This window comes from Photorhabdus kayaii, assembly GCF_025384895.1.
In the GTDB taxonomy this organism is placed as follows: Bacteria; Pseudomonadota; Gammaproteobacteria; order Enterobacterales; family Enterobacteriaceae; genus Photorhabdus; species Photorhabdus kayaii.
Genome location: NZ_JAJAFZ010000073.1, coordinates 1 through 21,033, shown reverse-complemented (window position 1 = coordinate 21,033; position 21,033 = coordinate 1). Strand labels below are relative to the sequence as shown.

The 21,033-nt window shown below is 40.9% G+C and carries 21 protein-coding genes and 1 pseudogene; 7 read left to right on the top strand and 15 right to left on the bottom strand.

The window, feature by feature from the left end:
* On the bottom strand, positions 1 to 665 hold a 665-nt coding region (locus tag LGZ98_RS20020; RefSeq protein WP_262978459.1), incomplete at its 3' end, for a contractile injection system protein, VgrG/Pvc8 family.
* Positions 666 to 1,540: 875 nt separating this feature from the next.
* Here LGZ98_RS20020 and LGZ98_RS20015 point away from each other — a divergent pair.
* Positions 1,541 to 3,556 (top strand): LTA synthase family protein, encoded by a 2,016-nt coding sequence (locus LGZ98_RS20015; protein ID WP_113044243.1) that lies wholly within the window; start codon positions 1,541 to 1,543, stop codon positions 3,554 to 3,556.
* A gap of 65 nt (positions 3,557 to 3,621) precedes the next feature.
* On the opposite strand, the gene malG is transcribed toward LGZ98_RS20015, so the two are convergent.
* The 3 genes from malG to malE all read right to left on the bottom strand — a co-directional run bounded on the left by malG (position 3,622) and on the right by malE (position 7,402).
* Positions 3,622 to 4,512, bottom strand: a complete 891-nt coding sequence (gene malG, locus LGZ98_RS20010) for a maltose ABC transporter permease MalG (protein WP_011144846.1) — start codon at positions 4,510 to 4,512, stop codon at positions 3,622 to 3,624.
* A 12-nt stretch (positions 4,513 to 4,524) separates the two neighbouring features.
* Positions 4,525 to 6,081, bottom strand: a complete 1,557-nt coding sequence (gene malF / locus LGZ98_RS20005) for a maltose ABC transporter permease MalF (RefSeq protein ID WP_113044242.1) — start codon at positions 6,079 to 6,081, stop codon at positions 4,525 to 4,527.
* 121 nt (positions 6,082 to 6,202) lie between these two features.
* Positions 6,203 to 7,402, bottom strand: a complete 1,200-nt coding sequence (malE, locus tag LGZ98_RS20000) for a maltose/maltodextrin ABC transporter substrate-binding protein MalE (RefSeq protein WP_113044241.1) — start codon at positions 7,400 to 7,402, stop codon at positions 6,203 to 6,205.
* Positions 7,403 to 7,780: 378 nt separating this feature from the next.
* Here malE and malK point away from each other — a divergent pair, with 378 nt between their 5' ends.
* From malK to LGZ98_RS19975, 5 genes are all read left to right on the top strand, one after another.
* A complete protein-coding gene (gene malK / locus LGZ98_RS19995; protein ID WP_112879315.1) occupies positions 7,781 to 8,890 on the top strand; it encodes a maltose/maltodextrin ABC transporter ATP-binding protein MalK in 1,110 nt (369 codons plus the stop codon).
* Between the two features lie 36 nt (positions 8,891 to 8,926).
* Positions 8,927 to 10,213, top strand: coding sequence for a maltoporin (locus LGZ98_RS19990; RefSeq protein WP_113044240.1), 1,287 nt, complete (start codon positions 8,927 to 8,929; stop codon positions 10,211 to 10,213).
* A gap of 119 nt (positions 10,214 to 10,332) precedes the next feature.
* Entirely contained in the window at positions 10,333 to 11,250 is a 918-nt protein-coding gene (gene malM / locus LGZ98_RS19985; RefSeq protein ID WP_113044239.1) for a maltose operon protein MalM, read from the top strand.
* 172 nt (positions 11,251 to 11,422) lie between these two features.
* The gene (abiEi, locus tag LGZ98_RS19980; RefSeq protein WP_113044238.1) at positions 11,423 to 11,956 is read left to right on the top strand and encodes a type IV toxin-antitoxin system AbiEi family antitoxin; all 534 of its coding nucleotides are present in this window, start codon (positions 11,423 to 11,425) and stop codon (positions 11,954 to 11,956) included.
* Positions 11,949 to 12,848, top strand: a complete 900-nt coding sequence (locus LGZ98_RS19975) for a nucleotidyl transferase AbiEii/AbiGii toxin family protein (protein WP_387491060.1) — start codon at positions 11,949 to 11,951, stop codon at positions 12,846 to 12,848. Before abiEi ends, LGZ98_RS19975 begins: the two co-directional genes overlap by 8 nt.
* A 55-nt stretch (positions 12,849 to 12,903) precedes the next feature.
* Here the strand turns inward: LGZ98_RS19975 and LGZ98_RS19970 are convergent, their stop codons facing one another.
* The 11 genes and pseudogenes from LGZ98_RS19970 to LGZ98_RS19920 form a co-directional block, all read right to left on the bottom strand.
* Positions 12,904 to 13,107 carry a hypothetical protein gene (locus LGZ98_RS19970; protein WP_113044237.1) on the bottom strand — a complete coding sequence of 68 codons (204 nt, stop codon included), beginning with the start codon at positions 13,105 to 13,107 and terminating at the stop codon, positions 12,904 to 12,906.
* 72 nt (positions 13,108 to 13,179) lie between these two features.
* Positions 13,180 to 14,259, bottom strand: coding sequence for a lipopolysaccharide 1,6-galactosyltransferase (waaB, locus tag LGZ98_RS19965; protein ID WP_262978458.1), 1,080 nt, complete (start codon positions 14,257 to 14,259; stop codon positions 13,180 to 13,182).
* 10 nt (positions 14,260 to 14,269) lie between these two features.
* On the bottom strand, positions 14,270 to 15,049 hold the full coding sequence (locus tag LGZ98_RS19960) for a PIG-L family deacetylase (protein ID WP_113044235.1): 780 nt from the start codon (positions 15,047 to 15,049) through the stop codon (positions 14,270 to 14,272).
* Between the two features lies 1 nt (position 15,050).
* On the bottom strand, positions 15,051 to 15,797 hold the full coding sequence (locus LGZ98_RS19955) for a hypothetical protein (RefSeq protein WP_113044234.1): 747 nt from the start codon (positions 15,795 to 15,797) through the stop codon (positions 15,051 to 15,053).
* Positions 15,798 to 15,807: 10 nt separating this feature from the next.
* Positions 15,808 to 16,434, bottom strand: a complete 627-nt coding sequence (locus LGZ98_RS19950; RefSeq protein WP_113044233.1) for a nucleotidyl transferase family protein — start codon at positions 16,432 to 16,434, stop codon at positions 15,808 to 15,810.
* Positions 16,431 to 16,571: a hypothetical protein gene (locus LGZ98_RS19945; RefSeq protein ID WP_158536624.1), complete on the bottom strand. Its 141-nt coding sequence runs from the start codon at positions 16,569 to 16,571 to the stop codon at positions 16,431 to 16,433. Before LGZ98_RS19945 ends, LGZ98_RS19950 begins: the two co-directional genes overlap by 4 nt.
* A 263-nt stretch (positions 16,572 to 16,834) precedes the next feature.
* Positions 16,835 to 17,995, bottom strand: a complete 1,161-nt coding sequence (locus tag LGZ98_RS19940) for an aminotransferase class V-fold PLP-dependent enzyme (RefSeq protein ID WP_228901086.1) — start codon at positions 17,993 to 17,995, stop codon at positions 16,835 to 16,837.
* Positions 17,995 to 18,651, bottom strand: coding sequence for a hypothetical protein (locus tag LGZ98_RS19935; protein ID WP_113044231.1), 657 nt, complete (start codon positions 18,649 to 18,651; stop codon positions 17,995 to 17,997). The genes LGZ98_RS19940 and LGZ98_RS19935 overlap by 1 nt, the downstream gene beginning before the upstream one ends.
* A 12-nt stretch (positions 18,652 to 18,663) precedes the next feature.
* Positions 18,664 to 19,542: a hypothetical protein gene (locus LGZ98_RS19930; RefSeq protein WP_262978457.1), complete on the bottom strand. Its 879-nt coding sequence runs from the start codon at positions 19,540 to 19,542 to the stop codon at positions 18,664 to 18,666.
* 494 nt (positions 19,543 to 20,036) lie between these two features.
* The gene (locus LGZ98_RS19925) at positions 20,037 to 20,240 is read right to left on the bottom strand and encodes a helix-turn-helix domain-containing protein (protein WP_113044229.1); all 204 of its coding nucleotides are present in this window, start codon (positions 20,238 to 20,240) and stop codon (positions 20,037 to 20,039) included.
* A gap of 133 nt (positions 20,241 to 20,373) precedes the next feature.
* A pseudogene (locus LGZ98_RS19920) lies at positions 20,374 to 20,508 on the bottom strand (helix-turn-helix domain-containing protein); the annotation flags it as partial.
* 127 nt (positions 20,509 to 20,635) lie between these two features.
* Between LGZ98_RS19920 and LGZ98_RS19915 the strand changes: the two are divergent.
* On the top strand, positions 20,636 to 20,938 hold the full coding sequence (locus LGZ98_RS19915; RefSeq protein WP_113044228.1) for a transcriptional regulator ProR: 303 nt from the start codon (positions 20,636 to 20,638) through the stop codon (positions 20,936 to 20,938).
* Positions 20,939 to 21,033 lie beyond the last annotated feature (95 nt).

Below are 21,033 nucleotides of genomic sequence, written 5' to 3'. Positions count from 1 at the left end.
CACAGGTATTCGCCATAACTCCATTGGTACGCCGTGGTATCGGTCTCGTCCGTTTCAGGATGCGTATTGTAAGTCAGATCGATATCCGCCTGCATGCCCAGGCGGCAATCACAGAACAACGTCTGTTTCTCCTCAAACCAGAAGACAATGCCCTCTTCCGCCGCCAGCCGACACCAGAAATCATAGGCGGATTCGCGTTTTTGCGTGGTGTATTCCCGTTCGACATGGCGTTTATAGAGCGTATCGCGGGTAAATAAAATACGATGCTCTTTAAGCAGGATCGTTAAGATTTCCGGTACGGACTGCCGATGGAAAATACGGCTATCCTGATTGAGCGTCATCAGCCACATTGTGGGGCGGACAGTGAAAATATAAAAAGTGCGACGACCATCGGTATTACCCTGTTCAGCACCAGCTATCAACCCATTAATGGTCCGTTCGGTGACGCCATTGCGGGTAATGGTCAGTGACGCGCTGTCCCCCAGCTGTTCATTCAGGGGAATGTCATCACGTGAGCTCACCACTTTTAACGTCAGGCGATAAAGCTGCGACAGCTCTTCCTGTAAAGTAAATTGCGCTACCTGAAAGGTGGTTTGGGGCAGTGCGCCAATTCGGCAGGTGAAAACTAATCCATCCATATTTGAAACCCTACATAATTGAACCATTATCCTGAAACGGGGATAACGCAAGAAGCCATTAAATGAGCCATGACATGCGGCTCTTTTAAATAGCGGCGGTCTGTTCCGCGGTAAAAAAATGACAGCGTAAAATAGCCATCATTTAATACGTGGCGTTAGAGAGAACAATAGACCGCGTCCAACTGAGTAGGATGGAGTGGAGACAAATAACAGAGAATTTCGCTCTCTAAATATTATGACCACAAGATCACGATATTTATCATATGGACATGAAAAAATGTGATAAATATCACATAAAATAGCTGATTAATCGCTATCAATGTAGGGTATGGAATGAATAAAAATCGCCGTAAATTTTCATCCGATGCGGAGGAAATATAAAACCCCAAAAGCATCGAGATATTAATCCGGTATATTGGGGCTGGTGATAAATAAACTTTCATCATGGCAATACACGCATTTTTTCATTCCAGGCCGTTGTTGTAATGAAAACGCCTTCATGAACTCTTTCACATATTTAAGTCACTGCCACATTTTGCTGCCCTTTAAAGCACCAGTCCGCGCCGATTTTGGGGTTAAGGTCAATATTCACTTCGATGACCTTTCGTGTAAGACCACCAATATTGACCCCAGATTAAGCTGGGTTTTTTACCTTTATTTGCAACCGGACGTAACGATATTATCTGGCTTATATTCATGAATAATTTCCCAGACGCTGTTAAGCTGAACTTTCAGTGCTTCCCTGCCGATAATGCCATTTTCTACAGAGAGGGCTCGGCGGGTTCCTGAATAGCAAATAAAATAACCCAATGAGATAGGCAGTAAATTGCTGGATGAGATAGGATCTTGACCTGATAAACACTAAATTAACCTTATCAATCTATTACCAATAAGAAGGCATTATGTGGTTTTCCAGATTTAAACTGGCTTTTATCGCACTTTTACTTCCCTGGTTGCTAACGGTAGCAACACAAATGGCGGGAAGAATCTATCTTCTCTTAACTTATGGCAGTTATCAGCTCTTCATTGACTCTACTCAAGACGTGGAACGAATGTTCTGGATCGGCGGATTGTTTGATATTCGTATTGCCAGTCTGCTGTTTGTGCCTTGTCTGCTGATTGCTAGCTTATTTGCCATTAATAAAAACAGCTTCAACATATGGCAACACGCCTATCCGTGGTTGGCAACAACACTCAATACCGTAGTCGGGGCTTTGACGGTAAGTAATGTTTACTACTATGCCACTTATGAACGGTCGTTCGATATTTTCATCTTCGGCTTAGTGGAAGATGATACGCAAGCCGTGCTGCACACCCTATGGAACGACTATCCCGTGATTGAAAGTTTGCTCTGTTTAGCGCTGTTCGCAATGACTGTTTTCTGGCTCTGTCTGCTCTGGCAACGCTACCTTATTTCACGCACAGAGCGCAAAACCAGTCTGCCGGTTTCTGCGATGGCGACGTTGGTTATTTTGACTGTCTGTTTCATTGGCATGCGTGGCTCCATAGGCACCTTTCCACTACGTCAGTCCAATACACAAGTTTCAGAAGTCAAAATACTTAATATGCTGACACCTAATGGCCCAATGGCACTGAATTGGGCGTTTAATGATCATTACAAAAACAGCCACTTCCCAGAAGCAACAGATGCACAAGGTAGCTGGTTATTAAACCATTTTCTAGAGAAGCCAACCCCCGCAAATCTGTCACCGTTTATGGCTAAAACTGCCGATAATCCCACCGCTCAAAAAAATCCGCCTCATGTAATATTTAACGTCATGGAGAGTATGGGTTATCACCTACAAAGTTTGGATCGCCCAGATCTTGATGTTTTTGGCGCTCTACGCCAGCACTGGCAAAACGACTGGCGTTTTGAACGTTTCATTTCTGAAGGAGATGGCACCATTGATAGTTTAAGCCGTTTCTTGATCCGCAGCCCAAACAGCGCAGTCAGTCAATCCACCGCGCAGCATCTCGATTTCACCAGCAATATGTTCAAACCCTATCTGGCGAATGGTTACAAAATTATCTTCGTCACATCCGGTAACGGAGCATGGCGTAATTTGAATCAGTTCTTGCCAAACTTGGGCGTTAGTGAATTCATCGATCAGAATGGGCTGAAAAAACGCTATCCAGAAGCCCAATTTGGTACTTGGGGTGTGCCTGATGAGTTTATGTTCCGTTATATTAAAGATCGCCTGATTCAGGCAGAAAAGAACGGGGAACATGTTCTGATTATGTCATTGTCTACTACCCATCACCCACCGTATAAATCGCCGGCAGGTTATCAGAAAACCGACATCAAGCTGAGTGATACCGAGAAACAACGTTTAAGTCATTTGGCTAGTGGTAGTGAGTTACAAGAGGTTTTTCATACCCTGCGTTACGCCAATGATCAATTAGGACAATTTATTAGTTGGGTAAAATCTCAGTCATTGGCTTCCCATACCATTATTGCGGCAACCGGTGACCATAATATTCGAGGTATCAGTTATCCAGATGCTCATGAGTTGGCAATCGGCCACGGTGTACCGTTTTATCTCTACGTGCCGCCCGCTTATCGCCAAAACGCAACTTTTGATGCTACCAGAGTCGGCAGTCATAAAGACATTTGGCCAACCCTCTACCATTTGAGCTTGTCACATACAGCTTATTACCGTACCGGCTGTAATTTGCTGGCTGAACATCTAGACCCTATCTGGTGTCAAGGATATAACCCGGAAGTCACTATTACACAGCAAGGAGCTTATGTCATGATAGGCAAAGGTGAATTTCGACCGTGGGCAAATCAAACAGGATTATTACTCGGTGACCCCCAGCCAATGACAGCAGACCAAACCAAACAGTTCAAACGTTGGCAGGCATTTACCGATCTCCTGTCATGGCAATTAAATCGTCAAGTTCACCACCAGCAATAATTGATACTTCCGTGAATCCCTTTAATCTCAATCTATTAAAGGGATTCACATTGAGAATATTGCGATTAGCCTTTTACTCCCCCGGCGGTCAAACCACTGACCAACCAGCGCTGAGCAACCAAGAAGACGATGGTAATCGGGAGTGCCGAGAGCACAGCAGCGGCGGCAAAATCTCCCCAAAGATAGTTCTGTGGGTTAAGGTACTGCTGCATGCCCACCGCCAAAGTGTAATTGTTCACATCTCGCAAAAGCAGTGAGGCAACAGGCACTTCCGTAATCACACCAATGAAGGAAAGAATGAATACCACTGCCAGAATCGGTACCGAAAGCGGTAGCAGCACCATACGGAAAGCTTGCCACGGTGTCGCGCCATCAAGCGCGGCAGCCTCTTCCAGAGAACCGTCAATAGTTTCAAAATAACCTTTAATCGTCCAGACATGCAACGCAATGCCCCCCAAGTAAGCAAAAATCACACCACCGTGGGTATTAAGGCCAATAAACGGTACATATTCCCCTAGTCGATCAAACAAAGCATACAGCGCCACCAAGGAAAGTACCGCCGGGAACATCTGAAAAATGAGCATGCCTTTCAGTAAAGTACTTTTACCGCGAAAATGCATACGGGCAAAAGCATAAGCACAAGTCGTTGATAAGGTAACGATACCTACAGCGGTAATAAAGGCCACCTTAACAGAGTTCCAGAGCCATAGCATAACCGGGAAAGGTGGCGGAGTAACACGGCCATCCGGTGATACCACACTGTAACCCAGTGCCAATTTCCAATGTTCCCAAGAGATATTTTCCGGGATCAAACTCCCCGTAGCAAAGTTCCCCGGCCGCAGGGAGATAGTAATAACCATCAGTAGAGGGAATAAGATCATGGCAATAAAGGTAAACATCAACAAATGTGTCGCTAACAAACGCCATTTCTGTGATTTGGGTTGAACCATTGCCATTGCATTCCTTCCTTAGTCAAATTTAATACGGGTAGCTTTCAGGTTAATAACCGCCAGTGCACCAACCAACAAAAAGATCACTGTCGCAATCGCCGCAGCCAAGCCAAAGTCCTGCCCACTACTGCCGTCGAAAGCAATACGGTAAGTGTAACTCACCAGTAAATCGGTATAGCCTGCCGGCGTCGTGGTGCCAATGCGATCTGGTCCACCAAGGGTTAACAACTGAATCAGAACAAAGTTGTTAAAGTTAAAGGCAAAGCTGGCAATCATCAGCGGCGTCAATGGTTTTATCAACAACGGGAAAGTAATCTTAAAAAAGTTCTGAAACGGCCCTGCGCCATCCATTGCCGATGCTTCATACAGATCATCGGGTATTGCCTTCAACAACCCCATGCAGAGGATCATCATGTAGGGATATCCAAGCCAGGCATTCACTACAATCAGCATGGTTCGCGCCATCGTTGGATCGGTAAACCAAGCCGGTTTAAGACCGAATAGACCGTTAAGCAACAGATTGATCTCACCAAAACTTTGGTTAAACAACCCCTTGAAAATCAAAATAGAAATAAACGATGGTACTGCATAGGGTAAGATCAACAACACGCGATAAACAGCACGACCTTTCAGCGCTTCCCACTGCACGATGCAAGCCAAAACCATGCCAACAGCAACTGTCAGCACCACAGTGAACAGAGAAAACACAACTGTCCAAACGAAAATAGCGAGGAATGGTTTCTGAATACCTTCATCCTGTATCACCCGCAGGAAATTTTTCCAGCCGATGGTAACAGTAAATCCTGGCGTCAAAGTCTCATTACCCCATGTTCCCTCAGCATTGACAGATTGATAGAAACCGGTATCGGTATTGGGGCGATAAAGCGTACCTGTTTGATTGTCGGTGAGGGACTCACCATCTTCCTCAAGAGAGTATTGAGGGTGCACTCCAGAGAATTGACGTAGCGAACTCATTTTCAGCCGGTTACCATCCGGTAAAACAACAACCAACTGGTTCAATGCCTGTCGATTCTGGGTAATAATGCGCAATGTCGCTGCTTCACCGTTCTCAAGATTATCCTGCTCATACACATGCAGAGTCGTCTCTTCCATTGCTGACAGCGAAAACGGTTCGGACACTAGTTGCTTCGTTTGGCTCGGTATACTCAGTGCCAAAACCCACAAATCCGATTTTGGATAGAGCTTAAAAGTCAATGCTTGCCCTGACTGATACTGACGGCTCATCAGGACAGATTGTGCGCGTTCAAAAGTCAGTTGATTGATACTACTATAGTTGGTGAAGGCGATAGCAATGGTGCAAATGAGCGGAAACAGTACAAACAATCCCATTCCTGCTACGCCCGGATAGGTATAGCGCCAAGCATAAGTATTGCGGTTGGAAAAAACATAAATCCCTGTACTTAACAATACCAACGTCAGCATTGCGAATAGATACTCTCCCTGTGAGTACATCAATACCACCAAATAACCGGTAAAGAGTACACACAAGCTCACTGCAAACCATTTCAGAGCAGAATGCTGCCACCATGATGTTTTTTCGAGCGTCGCTGACATAATGCTCTTCCTTTTTACTACGACATAACAGCTTTGCGGATAGCTTAATCAATCTTCCTGCAAACAGGCATCCTTACTGGTTGCAGGAAAGAGAACTCCTTCAAAAAAGAGTTCTCACAGGTTACTTAGTTATACGGGTTTCTGCATCACTTAGTGCGGCATCAACGGTCTGACGGCCAGCCAACGCATTAACCACAGCGTTGCGCATGGCATACCAAAAACCGCTCATTTGTGAGACGTTTGGCATGATTTCGCCGTTTTTAGCATTTTCCATCGTGGCAGCAATACGTGGGTCCTTAGCCAGAATATCGTGATAGGATTTCAATGACACTGCCCCCAACGGCTTATCCCGATTCACCATCTCCAGACCTTCGTTAGTCAGCAAGTAGTTTTCCAAGAACTCCTTCGCTAGCTCTTTATTTGGGCTGGCAGTATTGATACCTGCCGTCAATACACCAACAAACGGCTTAGATGGATGGCCTTTAAAAGTCGGCAACAACGCCACACCGTAATTTACCTTGCTCTTGTCGATATTGGCCCACGCCCACGGACCGTTGATGGTCATCGCCGTTTCACCTTTGTTGAACGCCGCCTCAGCAATGGAATAGTCAGTATCTACATTTAGATGCTTATTTCTCACCAAATCTATAATGAAACGCAGCCCTGCTTTGGAACCCGCATTATTCACTCCGACGTTCTTCACATCATATGAGCCGTTTTCCATCTTGAAAGCATATCCTCCGTCCGCGGCAATCAACGGCCAAGAGAAATATGGCTCTTGCAGATTAAACATAATAGCGCTTTTGCCTTTGCTCTTCAGTTCCTTATCCAGAGCGGGGATCTCTTCCCAAGTTTTTGGTGGCGTCTTCACCAAATCTTTATTGTAGATAAGAGAGAGGGCTTCAACCGCGATAGGGTAACCAACCAGTTTACCGTCGTAGCGCACAGCATCCCAGGTAAACGGGAATAGCTTATCTTTGAAGCTCTGATCCGGCGTGATTTCTGTCACCAGACCAGACTGTGCGTAACCGCCAAAGCGATCATGAGCCCAGAAAATAATATCCGGCCCATCGCCGGTTGCTGCAACCTGTGAATACTTCTCTGCAAGCTTGTCTGGATGCTCAACCGTAACATTGACACCCGTATCTTTCTCAAACTTCTCACCAACTTGTGCCAGGCCATTGTAGCCTTTATCACCGTTGATCCAGATAACTAGCTTACCTTCCTCTATTTTTGCAAAAGCAGAGGCAGATAACACCAGCGTGGCTAAAACAGAAAGCGCTAAGGTACGGGCGCCTACTTTTAAGGTTGTTTTTATCATCATTCCGTCCTTATAGTTTAAGTAGGTTCAGAGTGAACTGTTTTGTTACATTGGCGGAGAGTGCTGATCTAGTGTGCAATTAACAATGGAAAGACTCATCCTCCCCTACTCTACTCCCTGCCCGGAATGGTTGTGATCTCTATTACAAAAACAGAAGAAGCGTGCCGTTGACCACAAAAAGGGGCATCTTTTTTTGCGATAAATATCACAATTTATCCAGTAGCTCATACCTAACCAGCTCAACAACGCTTATTTCATCCTCCTAGCGCCTCCCCCATAAAAAACTTGGGTATGGAGGATTTACTCACCCGCCATCTTAAACACACTCTGGTTTATCATTTTTCACCGCGAATTGCGGTGATAAGTCCGGGGGAACACATGTCGAGCGTCACATTACATAATGTATCGAAGGCTTATGGTGAAACTATTATTTCCAAGAACATCAACCTTGAGATACAAGAAGGCGAATTTATCGTTTTTGTCGGTCCATCAGGTTGTGGAAAATCGACAATATTAAGGATGATTGCGGGTCTGGAAGATGTGACTTCCGGTGATTTGCTGATCAATAACATTCGAATGAACGATGTGCCTCCCGCCAAACGCGGCGTTGGGATGGTTTTTCAGTCTTATGCCCTGTATCCCCACCTGTCTGTTGCAGACAATATGTCATTTGGCATGAAGCTGGCTGGCGCCAAAAAAAGTGATATTCAGCAACGGGTAAAGCAAATTGCCGAGATGCTCCAACTCGCTCACCTGCTTGATCGCCGCCCTAAAGCCCTATCAGGTGGGCAACGTCAACGCGTTGCTATTGGCCGTACTCTGGTCGCTGAACCCAGTGTTTTTCTGTTAGACGAACCTCTTTCCAACCTGGACGCCGCGCTGCGGGTCCAAATGCGCATTGAAATCTCACGCCTGCACAAACGATTGCAACGTACGATGATTTATGTCACCCACGATCAGGTTGAAGCGATGACGCTGGCCGACAGAATCGTGGTACTGGATGGTGGAGATGTTGCCCAGATTGGCAAACCTCTTGAACTTTACCATTACCCGGTTAATCGCTTTGTTGCCAGCTTTATTGGTTCACCCAAAATGAATTTCCTGCCAGTTAAAGTCACGGCTACCGCTATTGATCAGGTACAGATTACTCTGCCCAACCAACAACAAATCTGGCTGCCCGTAGAAAGCAAGGGGGTAAAAGTAGGCAGTAATGTCTCTCTAGGGATACGTCCTGAACACCTCCTGCCAAGTGATATCGCTGATGTCACGTTGGAAGGCATAGTGCAGGTTGTCGAGCAGTTAGGCAATGAAACCCAGGTTCACATTGAAATCCCGGCCATTCATCAAAATCTGGTTTACCGCCAGCCTGATGTTGTGCTGGTGGAAGAAGGGTCCACCTTCACCATCGGGCTACCCCCTCACCGCTGCCATTTATTCCGGGAAGACGGAACGGCATGCCAACGTCTGCATGAAGAACCCGGGGTTTAAGCCTGAGCTAATCAAAAAACGACAGGAGAATACTTGATGAAATCAATGCGTATATTACCTATCTCACTAACCATTATGGCCGGATTACTGTCTATTCAAGCGTCAGCCGTAGAATTCCACGGCTACGCCCGTTCTGGTATTGGTTGGACCGGTAGCGGCGGTGAGCAACAGTGTTTCCAAAGCACTGGCGCACAGAGCAAATACCGTTTAGGTAATGAATGTGAAACCTATGCTGAGCTTAAGCTAGGCCAAGAGCTATGGAAGGATGGCAATAAGAGTTTCTACTTCGATACCAACGTGGCTTATTCTGTGGCGCAAAAAAATGATTGGGAATCCACCGACCCTGCGTTCCGTGAGGTGAATGTTCAAGCGAAGAACGTCATCGACTGGTTACCCGGTTCAACATTATGGGCAGGTAAACGCTTCTACCAGCGCCATGACGTGCATATGATTGACTTCTACTACTGGGATATCTCTGGTCCGGGGGCGGGCTTGCAAGATATTGATCTCGGCTTTAGTAAGCTCTCTCTGGCCGTCACCCGTAACACTGAATCTGGTGGCTCTTATGGCTGGATTGCTGGTCAGCGCAAAGAAATTCCCACCTCCAATGATGTCTACGATATACGTCTATCCGGCTTGGAGGTTAACCCAGGCGGTAATCTGGAACTTGGTTTTGACTATGGGCGTGCCAATGCACGAGACCACTACCAGCTTGACCGTCATGCTTCCAAAGATGGTTTCATGTTTACCGCCGAACATACACAGAGCATGTTAGGGGGCTTCAACAAATTTGTCGTACAGTACGCGACAGATTCCATGACTTCCTCCAATAGCGGTCATTCTGAAGGCGCCAGCGTAAACAATGACGGTTATATGCTACGTATTCTGAATCATGGCGCGATTAATCTCGCAGAAAAATGGGATCTCATGTACGTAGCGATGTATCAGGATACTGACCGTGACAACAACAATGGCAACACATGGTATACGGTTGGTGTACGTCCAATGTACAAATGGACGCCCACGATGAGCACCCTGCTGGACATTGGCTATGATAACGTCAAATCCCAACGTACTCATGACACCAATGATCAGTACAAAATCACTCTAGCCCAACAATGGCAGGCAGGTGACAGCATTTGGTCGCGTCCGGCCATTCGCCTGTTCGTCACTTATGCAAAATGGGATGAAAAATGGGGTAATGCGAACAAAAAAGACGGTTACATCGATGGAATGGCCTACCGTGATACCGCAACGCATAAATTCAGCCGTGGTGACGATGATGAATTTACCTTTGGCGCCCAATTCGAAGCTTGGTGGTAATCCGGTTACAACGATTTGATCTCAGATCAAATGATTTGTAATGGTTAACGCCTTTTGGACTGATATACCTCTTGACCGTGGGTATCAGTCTCTTTTTTTCAACCGAACAAGGGTAAGAGATGAAAACCAAACTGCTCTCATTTTGCCTTAGTGCTTTACTCTGTAGCGCAGCTCCTCTGATAAGCTATGCAACACCTATCACTACAACAACTCAAGCAACCACGACACAGGACACTATTGTCCCTTCTCTCTCAACAACAGCATTACAAAAACTGAGCTGGCAACCGATTAATACCAGCGATACACAGACCATTATCCTCAATGCCATGTCGCAGCATCTTAATGAGGGAGATATTCAAGGGCCGATAGCGGCATTCTCGCTGCCGGCAAACCGAGGCTCTCTGGATATTACCCTGAGCAGTTTAGTGCAAGATAAACAAGTTTACGTACCAAATGTTTTAGTACTGGATCAAGGGTTACGCCCTGCCGCATTTTACCCGAGCAGTTATTTCCCCTATGAACGTCCGGGTGTCATGTCCACCGATCGGCTGGAAGGCAAACTAAAACTGACGCCAGCACTAGGGCAACAACAAATTTACATACTGGTCTACACCACCCGTACCGATTTGCAGAAATCCACACAAATGGTTGATCCCGCCAAAGCTTACGCTCAAGGCGTCGGTAATGCTGTTCCCGAGATTCCCGATCCCGTTGCCCGCCATACGCAAACCGGCACGTTGAAGTTAAAAGTAAAATCAGAACAAAACGCTGGCAATATTACGATTGGTCAAGTCTTCTCAAGTCCGGCACAAGAACCGATCATTGTCGGGCCAACACAAGCCACCGTAACGCCACCTATTCCGCAAAAAGTCAAACCGGTCCTGAATGATACAGAACGTTATTTCAGTGATGCAATTAAAAAGGAAATTAATAATGGCAATATTGAGAAGGCCCTTAATCTTCTGGATGAAGCGGAACGCCTTGGATCTTCAACTGCACGAGAAACGTTTATCAATAGTGTCAAAAACAAGGGGTAAACCAGACATTAATTCATTCAATACAAATGCTCTCCGAAAAGGAGGGCATTGGGCCTAACTCCTTTTTACACACATCCCCCGGAAATGGGGTTTTATGTATACAAATAATTGTCATGATGGATATCTATACACAAAACACCCTTTAAAGGGGTTTTAGAGTAAAGATAATAAAATGGATAGACTCACAGCAATTAACAAATTAGATGAGTTCAGCAAAATGGGAAGAGCCATTTTCCTTTTACAGGATTTGGAAATCATCTTTGCTGACGAGACTTCTCGGACATTGCAAAAATCTATTGATCGCCTCATCAAAGCCGGACTGTTACTTCGCATTACCAAAGGGGTTTATGTCTATACGCGAGCCAGCATGGGAAGCTATCCCCTGGAGACTATCGCCAAAAATATCCGACGAGGCGAATATAATTACATCAGCCTAGAGTCAGCTTTATCTCAATATGGGTTCATCTCACAAATCCCAATCGACCGCCTGACAATCATGTCTACTGGCAGAGTTGGAGAGTTTAAAACACCGTGGGGAGTCATTGAAATCACCCACACCAGCAGAGAGCCTAGCGAAATTCTGAAGGCAACGTTAGAAAGCCGTGGCCCCCTGCGTATCGCAAAAAAAGAGACTGCTCTGCGTGACCAAAAAAGAGTGGGGAGGAATATGCATTTAGTTCAGCTGGAGGAACTCAACTATGTCTAACCAAGTTAACTTTAACGCCATTGTCGATGAAGTCATTGAACAGGACAGACTGGCAAACCTAAGGCCAGTTGTAGAAAAAGAACTGTTGCATTATGACATCCTGTTTTGTCTTTCTAAGGACGGTTTACTCAAGGAGATTACCTTTCAGGATGGTACATCGCTAAGGCTCTGCTACGGCTCTAACCGATTTAGCGAAGATCTGGGTTTTGCTGGTGGGCGTGGTTTCTGTTCGGCTGATTTGAGTAGAATCAAAGAATGTATCGAGAAATACCTGGGTGTACGATATGGGCTTGAGGTCACGGTAAAGGAACCAAATGAACTACGAAACAAACCGGAGTATGCAGAAGTAAAAGTGGATAAATGGCAAATATCCGTCACTACTGCGCCTGAACGTAAAGACCTGCCAAAACAGCGCATAAAAATAGAAATCGCCAATATTCCTGCGTATACAAACACCCCCCGTTCATTGACGAGAAATTATTCGGTGTTACCCGACGGATATGCTGATGTCCTTGTGTCTGTCGAAACCCTGCCTGAAATCATGGCCGATAAGCTGATAGCATTCCCTGCTGCTACATCTCACATTCGATACCGCGATATGTGGGATTTATTATGGTTAAGCCAGCAAAATACAACACCAGACATAGAACTCATTAAAAGAAAAGTATCAGATTATCATCTTGATAACTTTGAAGAATTGCTTCAAGCCAGAATCGACTCGATTGAAATTATTGTTGCTTCTGGTCACTTTCACAACGAAATGAGACGATTTATACCCGCACCTATATACGACAGAAGTGTAGGACAAGAGGCATTTTCCACCTATTTAACGACGAGCCTAAAAGACGTTGTTAACCACTGTGAAGAAGGGCCTGTATTCTTCAGGAGATAACTCCATTCCATTCAAGTTATAACGATTACATCTATTTTATGGCTGCTCTGGCACCCTAGATTAAAATACCGCATTGCTGCCACTGAGCCGTTTGCGATGAATGCGACTTAAAGGTTCCTTCTATTTCCTCTGTTTGTTGAATCAGTATCAGCCAGTCTTCATAGAGTTGTTTCAAAACCCTGCGTGCAATAGCAGTTAATCCATTATTTACATCCTCAAGTGCTTCAGGCAGCGGAGCGTTGCGGAAAAATGATGCCATATTCTGCTGCCAATCCTCCGATTTGACTAGAGATAGATAGCAACGCGTTTTTGAACTAATAACTGTCGTACATTAGATCTGAGCTAATACAGGTAAAGCCTTAATGATTCTTAACAGGCAATTATCTTCATAAAGAAAGGCAATAGAATTTTTTATTGCTTGGTGATCTCTTATTTTACATTCATCAATAATGAGTTGTAATTTTTTAGATAACTCAAGAATACTACCTGACTTATAAAGCTCACCATTAAAATCATTAATAATATCACTCGGACCACATTGACAATCTGAACTTATACAATAGATACCATAAGATATTGCTTCCGCTAATACCATGCCAAAACCTTCATATTTTGATGTTAAAATAAAAGCTGATACCTCTTTTATATTATCCATCACAAATTCCCAAGGCTGATCTTGCCAACCGTGCCAAATAATATTGTTATTTATATTGAGTTGCGAAGATAATTCTTTCAAATAACCCTCATCTTCACCAGAACCTATTATATGTAACTCCCAATGACCATGCAATTGTGAAAGAGCTAAAAGTAGTTCAGTTAAATTTTTTGACTTATAGGCAAGAATTCTTCCAACATATAAGAATCTAGCTATGTGTTTTGGTTGAGGAATTATAAAGGGATTCATCTTGATAGGATTGAAAATAAGATGAAGCTTCTCTGTTTTTATTCCAAAGGATAACATTTGATCTCTTAAGCCAGAACTGATGACAAGGTGCTCGTCGGCACAGAATAAATCTTTAATTTTCTGTGGGGTAGGATTTCTAATGGATGTATGCAGCCAAGAATAAGTTTTTACCGGGAAATTAATCTTTTCACAAGAAAGTCGAGCAATATTACAAGATGTTGTGTCTAAACTTATTAGAATCTCGGGGTGAAATGTTTCTAATATCAAGGACAGTTCACATGCTATATCCTGGCGAGACTTATCATTGCTTGATGCTAAGGAGATATGTTGGGTATTAGATAGCCAAGCACGATTTTCAACTCTATTTTTCTCATTTAGAGATATGAAAATGAAATCAATTTCAATGTTGGCACGGCCAATCAGACTTATTAAATTAAAACATACCGTTTCTACCCCACCATATCCATTCAAAAAAAGATCATGGTATATTATGAATATCTTTTTCATTACAAATCCTTTATTGAATTAACCAAAAACGCTCTTGAACTTTTATTTCATTAATAGTTCCATGATATTTCTCTAATGAAATCAAAATATTTTCTTTATTATCAAACAAAGGTTCTAATTGAGACTCATAAAATAGGATGTTTTGCGCTTTTTCTTTTAAATCAATATCCACCAATATGGCACATTTATCAAATTTGTTATTTCTTAATAAAGCATTTTCCAAACTATCAGGGTTAACAATAGGATATTCACCTAAAACATAAGGGAAATCTTCATAAAGTAATATTTTTAACTTACGTGAACCTTTTATATTATTTACAAGATTATTTATTATGATGTGGTCTACATGTCGACCTATTCCCAAAGGGGCATATATATAATCAGGTTGATAATTTAATAATGTTTTGTCGATGAGATCTTGAGCCATATCGGATGCATCATCCGATTTATGTATCTGACCACTATAAATCATGGCGGAATTTTTATATATAGGTTCACCATATTGATCGGCTCTGTAAATGCAATCTAAAATTTTACCATGTATTGGAATCGCTGATAATTTATTGCAAAAAGCAATATCCTCATTAACTCGCTTTGAATAAAGTTTTATAAATGAATACATATTATCATTATGTGCAGAATGTGAATAATGAGATGTAATATTTTCGTCATATTCAGTAAAAAATGTTAAAACAACCACCTTTTGATTTTCTGAAACTAATTTATGTATTAAACCGCCAGCGCTTAAAGCTACATCATCTAAATGAGGTGATAGAAATAGATGTATCATTTTAAATCTCCATGCAAAAGTTATTATATTTTATTTCCATAAGTACTATATAAATAGCGGCGAGATCAATGCGTATCCCATCCCTGTTTTTTATAAAATCTGAGTTGTCAATGTTTGGCTTTTCTTGGAATTGAACTCTTTCATCATGGGCATAAAATTCTTTCATTATATCAAACCAGCTAGCATGGATTCTTTTTGCTGCAACTTCTATTACGCTGTCACTGTGGCCTAATATTGTCATTAAATCAGAAAAAATAGTATCGTTGGTAGAAAGTAAGCTCTCATAATTAAAATTGTCAGACACAATATTATCATCATATAAATAAGTCTCTTTTATTACTTCCAATATAATACTCAGATCACTCTTTATTAACCTTTTCTCAAACTTCTTTTCTTTTTCAGTGAATGCTTGATAAGGTTTTAAAAAATTAACTTGTAAGTTGTACTCAATTTCAAGTTTTGTTATTGAGTCTTGCATAGCAGTTTTATTATCAACTAAATATTTTGCACACCATAAGTCGTGTATACAAGAGGCAAGAATATCTAAGTTATCATCCTGTTCCAAGAACATACATATTTCAGAAAATAATTTAATTTGTGAACTATTTAACTGGCAATGTAAAGTTCCATGACTAGGATTAAATATAAATGAAGCTTGCTTTAATCTTCTCTGAATCTCTTTGGTTAAATATGTTGAATTTAAATTAATTTTGCCATCCAGCAGTTTTTTATTATTTTCTTTACTCATGTCCTATCTCCTATTCTTTGTTCATTAACCTTATTTCTGTTGATGATATATCTAAGCGAAATAGCTTTTCTGGAATAGATTCAAATAGAAATCGATGTTCCTTGCTAATATTCATCAAATCATCAATTGTATGATATTTATTATTAAAAAAACGTCCAGCCACCAGAAATCTACAATTATTATTCTTAATTGTCATAAGAGATTTTTTTAATCCCTCCTCACCTCCATAATAAATAGGATTATTAATTTCTTGGCATAAATCAGCGCCAATGACAAAAATTGCCCCTTGGTAAATATGCGATTTTTCAGTAAAAATTTTAGCGTCACTTAAAACTATATCACCTTTCCCCTTAAATTGTCTTATCCTCTCGAAAATTTCATCGGTTGAAATGGTAAGTTTTACCGCATTCTTGATTGACAGTTCATAATAGGGTTTTCTTTTAGTCATCGCTGTAGCAATTTCTTTTAATTCTTCATGGCCTTTATGAAGTGGATTAAAAGAACCAGATAAAATTAAAGTATCTTTCCAGTCTATGTTTGTATTGTTAAAATCTCCGTTTCTATCAATATGTATATAATTCAATTTACCACTCATTAAATCGATTAGATAACGTTCATTCTTGTTAAGCATATTCATCTATACCCATCATCTTTCAAGTTGCCTCTTTGTTGGCTGCACTCACTCACCCCGGTCACATCGTTATCTATGCTCCCGGGGATTCGTTCCCTTGCCGTCGCGATCCATCTTGAAATCCATAGGGTATATATTCTCATATGCTATTGTTGTTAATTAAATGCATATCACTTCCTTATAAAATCATATATTTATTAAGTTATATCATTGTATTATTTACCAATGGTGATTAATGACATATTTTCATTCTTTTGAAATAAATATAAAATTAATTCCCCTAGTGATTTCCAAGCTATTTCTTATCGGTAACTTGTTGTTTTTTAATATTAAAATAATGAACTATAAATATTTTACTCGCAGCTTGCTTATTGCTAAATCACCAAAATTTCCTGAACTATTCTCATTAATTATCAGTATCTTCTTTATGATTTTCCTCAGTGATTTTAACTAAGGCAGATTTTATTCTCAAAATATCTTCCTTTGTATGCGACGTATCAAGGCTAACTCGAACAGCGCCATCAGGATAAGTTCCAAATTTTTTATGAGCTAACGGTGCGCATTGTAATCCGGGACGGGTAATAATATTGTATTTGTTTTCTAGTATATAAGAGACTTCTCCGGGATGATAACCTTCTACTGTAAAAAGAATTATTGGTAACCCGACTTTATGTTTGCAAATTAATTTAACCTTATTTAATTGTGATAACTCATCAATAAGAGTTGTACGCAAAGTTTGTAATTTATTTTGAATGTTCTCTATTCCAATTTTTTTTAAACGCCTTATAGACGCTAGCAATGAAAGTATGCCAATAGTGTTTTGAGTTCCTGATTCATATTTGTATGGTATTCCAGTTGGTTGTGTAGTTAATCTTGATAATACACCTGTCCCACCCTGGATTAATTCATTATGAGAAAATCCATTATCAAGAATAAAGTACCCCCCAATACCTGATACTCCTCCTAAACTTTTGTGTCCGCTAAAAACAAGGTAATCAATATTACCTTTCGATAAATCAATTGCTTGTGAACCAAAAGATTGAGAACCATCAACTAAAACCATCGCACCGTATAAATGTGCCAATTTTCCTATCTCATCTATATTACAAAATGTACCAATAGTATTAGAGCAACTATGAACCACTAATAACTTAGTTTTCTTATTCTTTAATAAAAACTCCAAATGCGACATATCAATTTCACCCTCTGTCACATCGATAAATTGACTACTTACCCCAATATCTTTTAAATGGTTTATCGGCCTAAGTACTGAGTTATGTTCTAAATGGGTAGTAATGACATTATCACCCGGTTTAAGCGTACCTTTTATACATTCGTTGAGTGAATATGTGGCTCCTGAGTTAAAAATTACTGTCCCATGACCATTTAATTTTGTTTGTTCGATGAATTCGTGTCGGCACTCTTCAACGAGGTCCGTAACCTTTTTAGATTGTTGCGATAAAGAGCGCCCTGGAGTTACCCCAAGAGTGTCCAAATACATATTTATCATGTCCTTCACTTCTTGTGATTTTGGCCATGAAGTAGAAGCTACATCTGCATATAACATTATCCAATCTCCATATGGTTACTAAGATATAATTTGAATTTTTTAGCAGTCGCATCCATCTCATTTATTCCTTCATTATCTCTCCAATCGGATCTTTCAGGCACATTTAAATTATTTGCCAATACGGTCCTTATCATTCCTCTCTCAATAAAATCTGATTCACCTATCGTAAAAATATACTTATTACCACTATCTTCAACGTAAATATAGGGACCAGCCTCACCGAACATCTTAAGTTCATCCAATGAGTCTATTGTATGTATTTTAAATTGATCCTTTAATTTATTATGAAGATCAATCTCGGTAGGGAAACAACATAAATGTGCATGGTAACAATACTTTTGATTCGGGTCCATGATGATACAACCACCGGCTCGTCCATTTTCATAGCAAAGAGGATTGCTTATATTGTAATATTCGAGATAAAAATCATTTATTATATCCTTAAACTGTTTCAGTTCTTTTATTACCTCTTCATCGTATATTTCTGCAAAGCAACGGTATCCCCCTAAATCAGTCTCACATTTATTGGTGGCAATTATTATATAGCCCTCAATTATCTGGCCTTTAGGTACGAACGCATAGAAATATTCTCCTTGTAAAAGTATTTTATCTTTTTCAAAGGAAGATTCTGGGTGACAAAAAATACAGCCCATTTTAAACTCCTCTTATCGTTTGTCGATTCTACTGATAAATATATCCTCATGACGCAAATTGAAGTTTTCTTCGGTATGCCAGGCAATCATCATGCTCAATTTATTTATAATACTATGTTTACTCAATCTACTTTGTAGCTCAGAATAAATAGGATTTGGTAAGATTATTCTGCATTTTGTCCTAATAGCAAGACAAGAATCAATCACAGATATAATTGTACCGGGAGCTGTATTTGATAAACCTATCACCTCTACCGTGGTATCATCAAAACCTAATATCGCGAGTTCTTTCCCAACAGTTAACAACTTAATATCACTGTAATGAGGACACTGCTTTGAGTAAGCAATCCAATTGTTATTTACTTCCCTGCCGAAAAAATTGATTTTATTAATATTATCTATTTCATTAAAATCTCTCAGGTCTACATTGACTTTAGTACATTCTTCTACTACTACTTCTGTAAAATCAAAAACGTTCACTCTGCTACAGATGTATTTTTCGAAAATTTTTGAATAACATTTGATCTTTCTTTCATCTGAGTAACAAACCGTCGCATCTACATCATTACTATGTGTTTGTTTAGCACTTTCTATTATCAAAGTTGGTGATTTTACACTTTCACCTATCCCAAAATCGCTAAGCATATTAATGGATACTCGTCTGTGTTTAAGAGTGAATTCACACTTTCTTGTTATAAGAATTGACAAGCATATATCGTTTCTTTTATAAAAAAATGCTTTTATCTCACTGGAAAGATGATACTTCTTTTCTTTCATATTTTTCCAAACGAAATAATCCAAGCTCCCTATATCACGCTTATAAAAATTATTTATTAGGATATAATTCTCTTCCGTTATATCTTCATAATTCAGGTTTACTCCATTCTCCATTATTTTGCCCCATTATTTTATATTGGCGACAATGGCTGCTCATTTTTAGTTTATATTCATTTACGAATATATGAATCATGAAATATTGTATTTTATGACCTGTATCATAATTTAAAGATCCAACAAGAGAAAAACTACGATTATTTATCCTGAAAAATTAAATTTAAGTCTTCATCAATCATGCAAGAATACGGATAAAAATAGGCACCTTAAAGAGAATAATCTTTCATAAATTCTATGTGATGGGACTTTAAATGAAATAATTATATTGACCAGCCCCTTGAATTAAATACGATGAGCTATTTCTGCATATCGAATAATATCCCTTACATAGCTAAGGTAATTTTGCCAATACCAAAGACTATTCCCCACCCGATTGAACACGAAGATTCCCACTTCATTGGCTGTCGCGCTCATGCTTGACAAGTCTGACACGAACCTCAGCGGGCAGAACGACGAGTTCTGCCGCTTTTACTGAAACAACGCCATAATATTTAAGGGTCATTATCAGACTGTTCCATTTTAGCAACAGTTGGTTGTTTGATCCCAAGCACAGCTGCCAGCTCAGTTTGTAAAACATCACGGGCCTTGCGGAACTGATAAAGCCCTATCTCCCGCTTCATTTCATCAACTTTTTTAGCAATCCTATAGCGGCTTTCAGGGCTGCGTTTTTCAAGCAATTCATCAAGTGTGGTCATACTCAGTTTTCCAAGATGGGCGGGGAATTAATTCACACGATTATTTTACCTCCTGCTTTTACAAGAATTTCATTAATAGGGTCAAAGTATGGAAGGAAGGGTTAGTAATGCCCTAACCCCATAGAACAGAGAATTACAACGTAATTTGTGGGTTCTGGATACCACAGGCTTGCGCATAGCGCACTAATGTTTCTATACTAGCTTTTGTTACATTATTTTCCATTTTCGTCACCGTTGGCGGCGTAACCCCCATTCTTTCCGCAACTTTTTTTATCTATATAGCATTTGACCTATATTGAGTAAAGAGTAGTTATGTGGGCTATTGAAACGATGATTCCGATTGCTGACCGTGAGTTCACGGCACATCTGGAAAAGCTAAAAAAGGAGTAAACACTATGGCAAGAACTCTTGATCAAATATTAGCAAATGAAAAGCCCGAAGTTGTTGCCAATGCACAAGCTGCGGCAACAGAGATGTTGCTAAACATCCATCTGGCAGAACTCCGTGAGCGGGTACAAAAGACTCAAGGAGAAATAGCTCTGGCTCTTGGTATCAAGCAACCCACGGTTTCTGACATGGAGAAGTTTGGCCGCGACCTGAAACTGTCTTCCCTCAAACGTTACGTTGAGGCAACGGGTAGCAAGCTGCGTCTCGATATCGAGTTACCCGACGGTACCCACTACGGATTTTCCGTTTAACCACAAACGCTCCGGTAGCCCTCGCGGATATATTCAAGATCAATATCCGCATCGACTTTTTACGTGCCAGATGATTGTGAGGAACAAAGTCTTCA

Bases quoted from the DNA above. Each gene is read 5' to 3' on its own strand.
- LGZ98_RS20015 (WP_113044243.1), top strand. From the start codon at position 1,541: ATGTGGTTTTCCAGATTTAAACTGGCTTTTATCGCACTTTTACTTCCC.
- LGZ98_RS19990 (WP_113044240.1), top strand. From the start codon at position 8,927: ATGAAATCAATGCGTATATTACCTATCTCACTAACCATTATGGCCGGA.
- LGZ98_RS19960 (WP_113044235.1), bottom strand. From the start codon at position 15,049: ATGATACATCTATTTCTATCACCTCATTTAGATGATGTAGCTTTAAGC.
- LGZ98_RS19930 (WP_262978457.1), bottom strand. From the start codon at position 19,542: ATGGAGAATGGAGTAAACCTGAATTATGAAGATATAACGGAAGAGAAT.
- malF (WP_113044242.1), bottom strand. From the start codon at position 6,081: ATGTCAGCGACGCTCGAAAAAACATCATGGTGGCAGCATTCTGCTCTG.
- malG (WP_011144846.1), bottom strand. From the start codon at position 4,512: ATGGCAATGGTTCAACCCAAATCACAGAAATGGCGTTTGTTAGCGACA.
- waaB (WP_262978458.1), bottom strand. From the start codon at position 14,259: ATGAAAAAGATATTCATAATATACCATGATCTTTTTTTGAATGGATAT.
- abiEi (WP_113044238.1), top strand. From the start codon at position 11,423: ATGGATAGACTCACAGCAATTAACAAATTAGATGAGTTCAGCAAAATG.
- LGZ98_RS19950 (WP_113044233.1), bottom strand. From the start codon at position 16,434: ATGAATATGCTTAACAAGAATGAACGTTATCTAATCGATTTAATGAGT.
- malM (WP_113044239.1), top strand. From the start codon at position 10,333: ATGAAAACCAAACTGCTCTCATTTTGCCTTAGTGCTTTACTCTGTAGC.
- LGZ98_RS19925 (WP_113044229.1), bottom strand. From the start codon at position 20,240: ATGACCACACTTGATGAATTGCTTGAAAAACGCAGCCCTGAAAGCCGC.
- LGZ98_RS19940 (WP_228901086.1), bottom strand. From the start codon at position 17,995: ATGTTATATGCAGATGTAGCTTCTACTTCATGGCCAAAATCACAAGAA.
- LGZ98_RS19935 (WP_113044231.1), bottom strand. From the start codon at position 18,651: ATGGGCTGTATTTTTTGTCACCCAGAATCTTCCTTTGAAAAAGATAAA.
- LGZ98_RS19975 (WP_387491060.1), top strand. From the start codon at position 11,949: ATGTCTAACCAAGTTAACTTTAACGCCATTGTCGATGAAGTCATTGAA.
- malK (WP_112879315.1), top strand. From the start codon at position 7,781: ATGTCGAGCGTCACATTACATAATGTATCGAAGGCTTATGGTGAAACT.
- LGZ98_RS19915 (WP_113044228.1), top strand. From the start codon at position 20,636: ATGGCAAGAACTCTTGATCAAATATTAGCAAATGAAAAGCCCGAAGTT.
- LGZ98_RS19955 (WP_113044234.1), bottom strand. From the start codon at position 15,797: ATGAGTAAAGAAAATAATAAAAAACTGCTGGATGGCAAAATTAATTTA.
- malE (WP_113044241.1), bottom strand. From the start codon at position 7,402: ATGATAAAAACAACCTTAAAAGTAGGCGCCCGTACCTTAGCGCTTTCT.
- LGZ98_RS19970 (WP_113044237.1), bottom strand. From the start codon at position 13,107: ATGGCATCATTTTTCCGCAACGCTCCGCTGCCTGAAGCACTTGAGGAT.
- LGZ98_RS19945 (WP_158536624.1), bottom strand. From the start codon at position 16,571: ATGAGAATATATACCCTATGGATTTCAAGATGGATCGCGACGGCAAGG.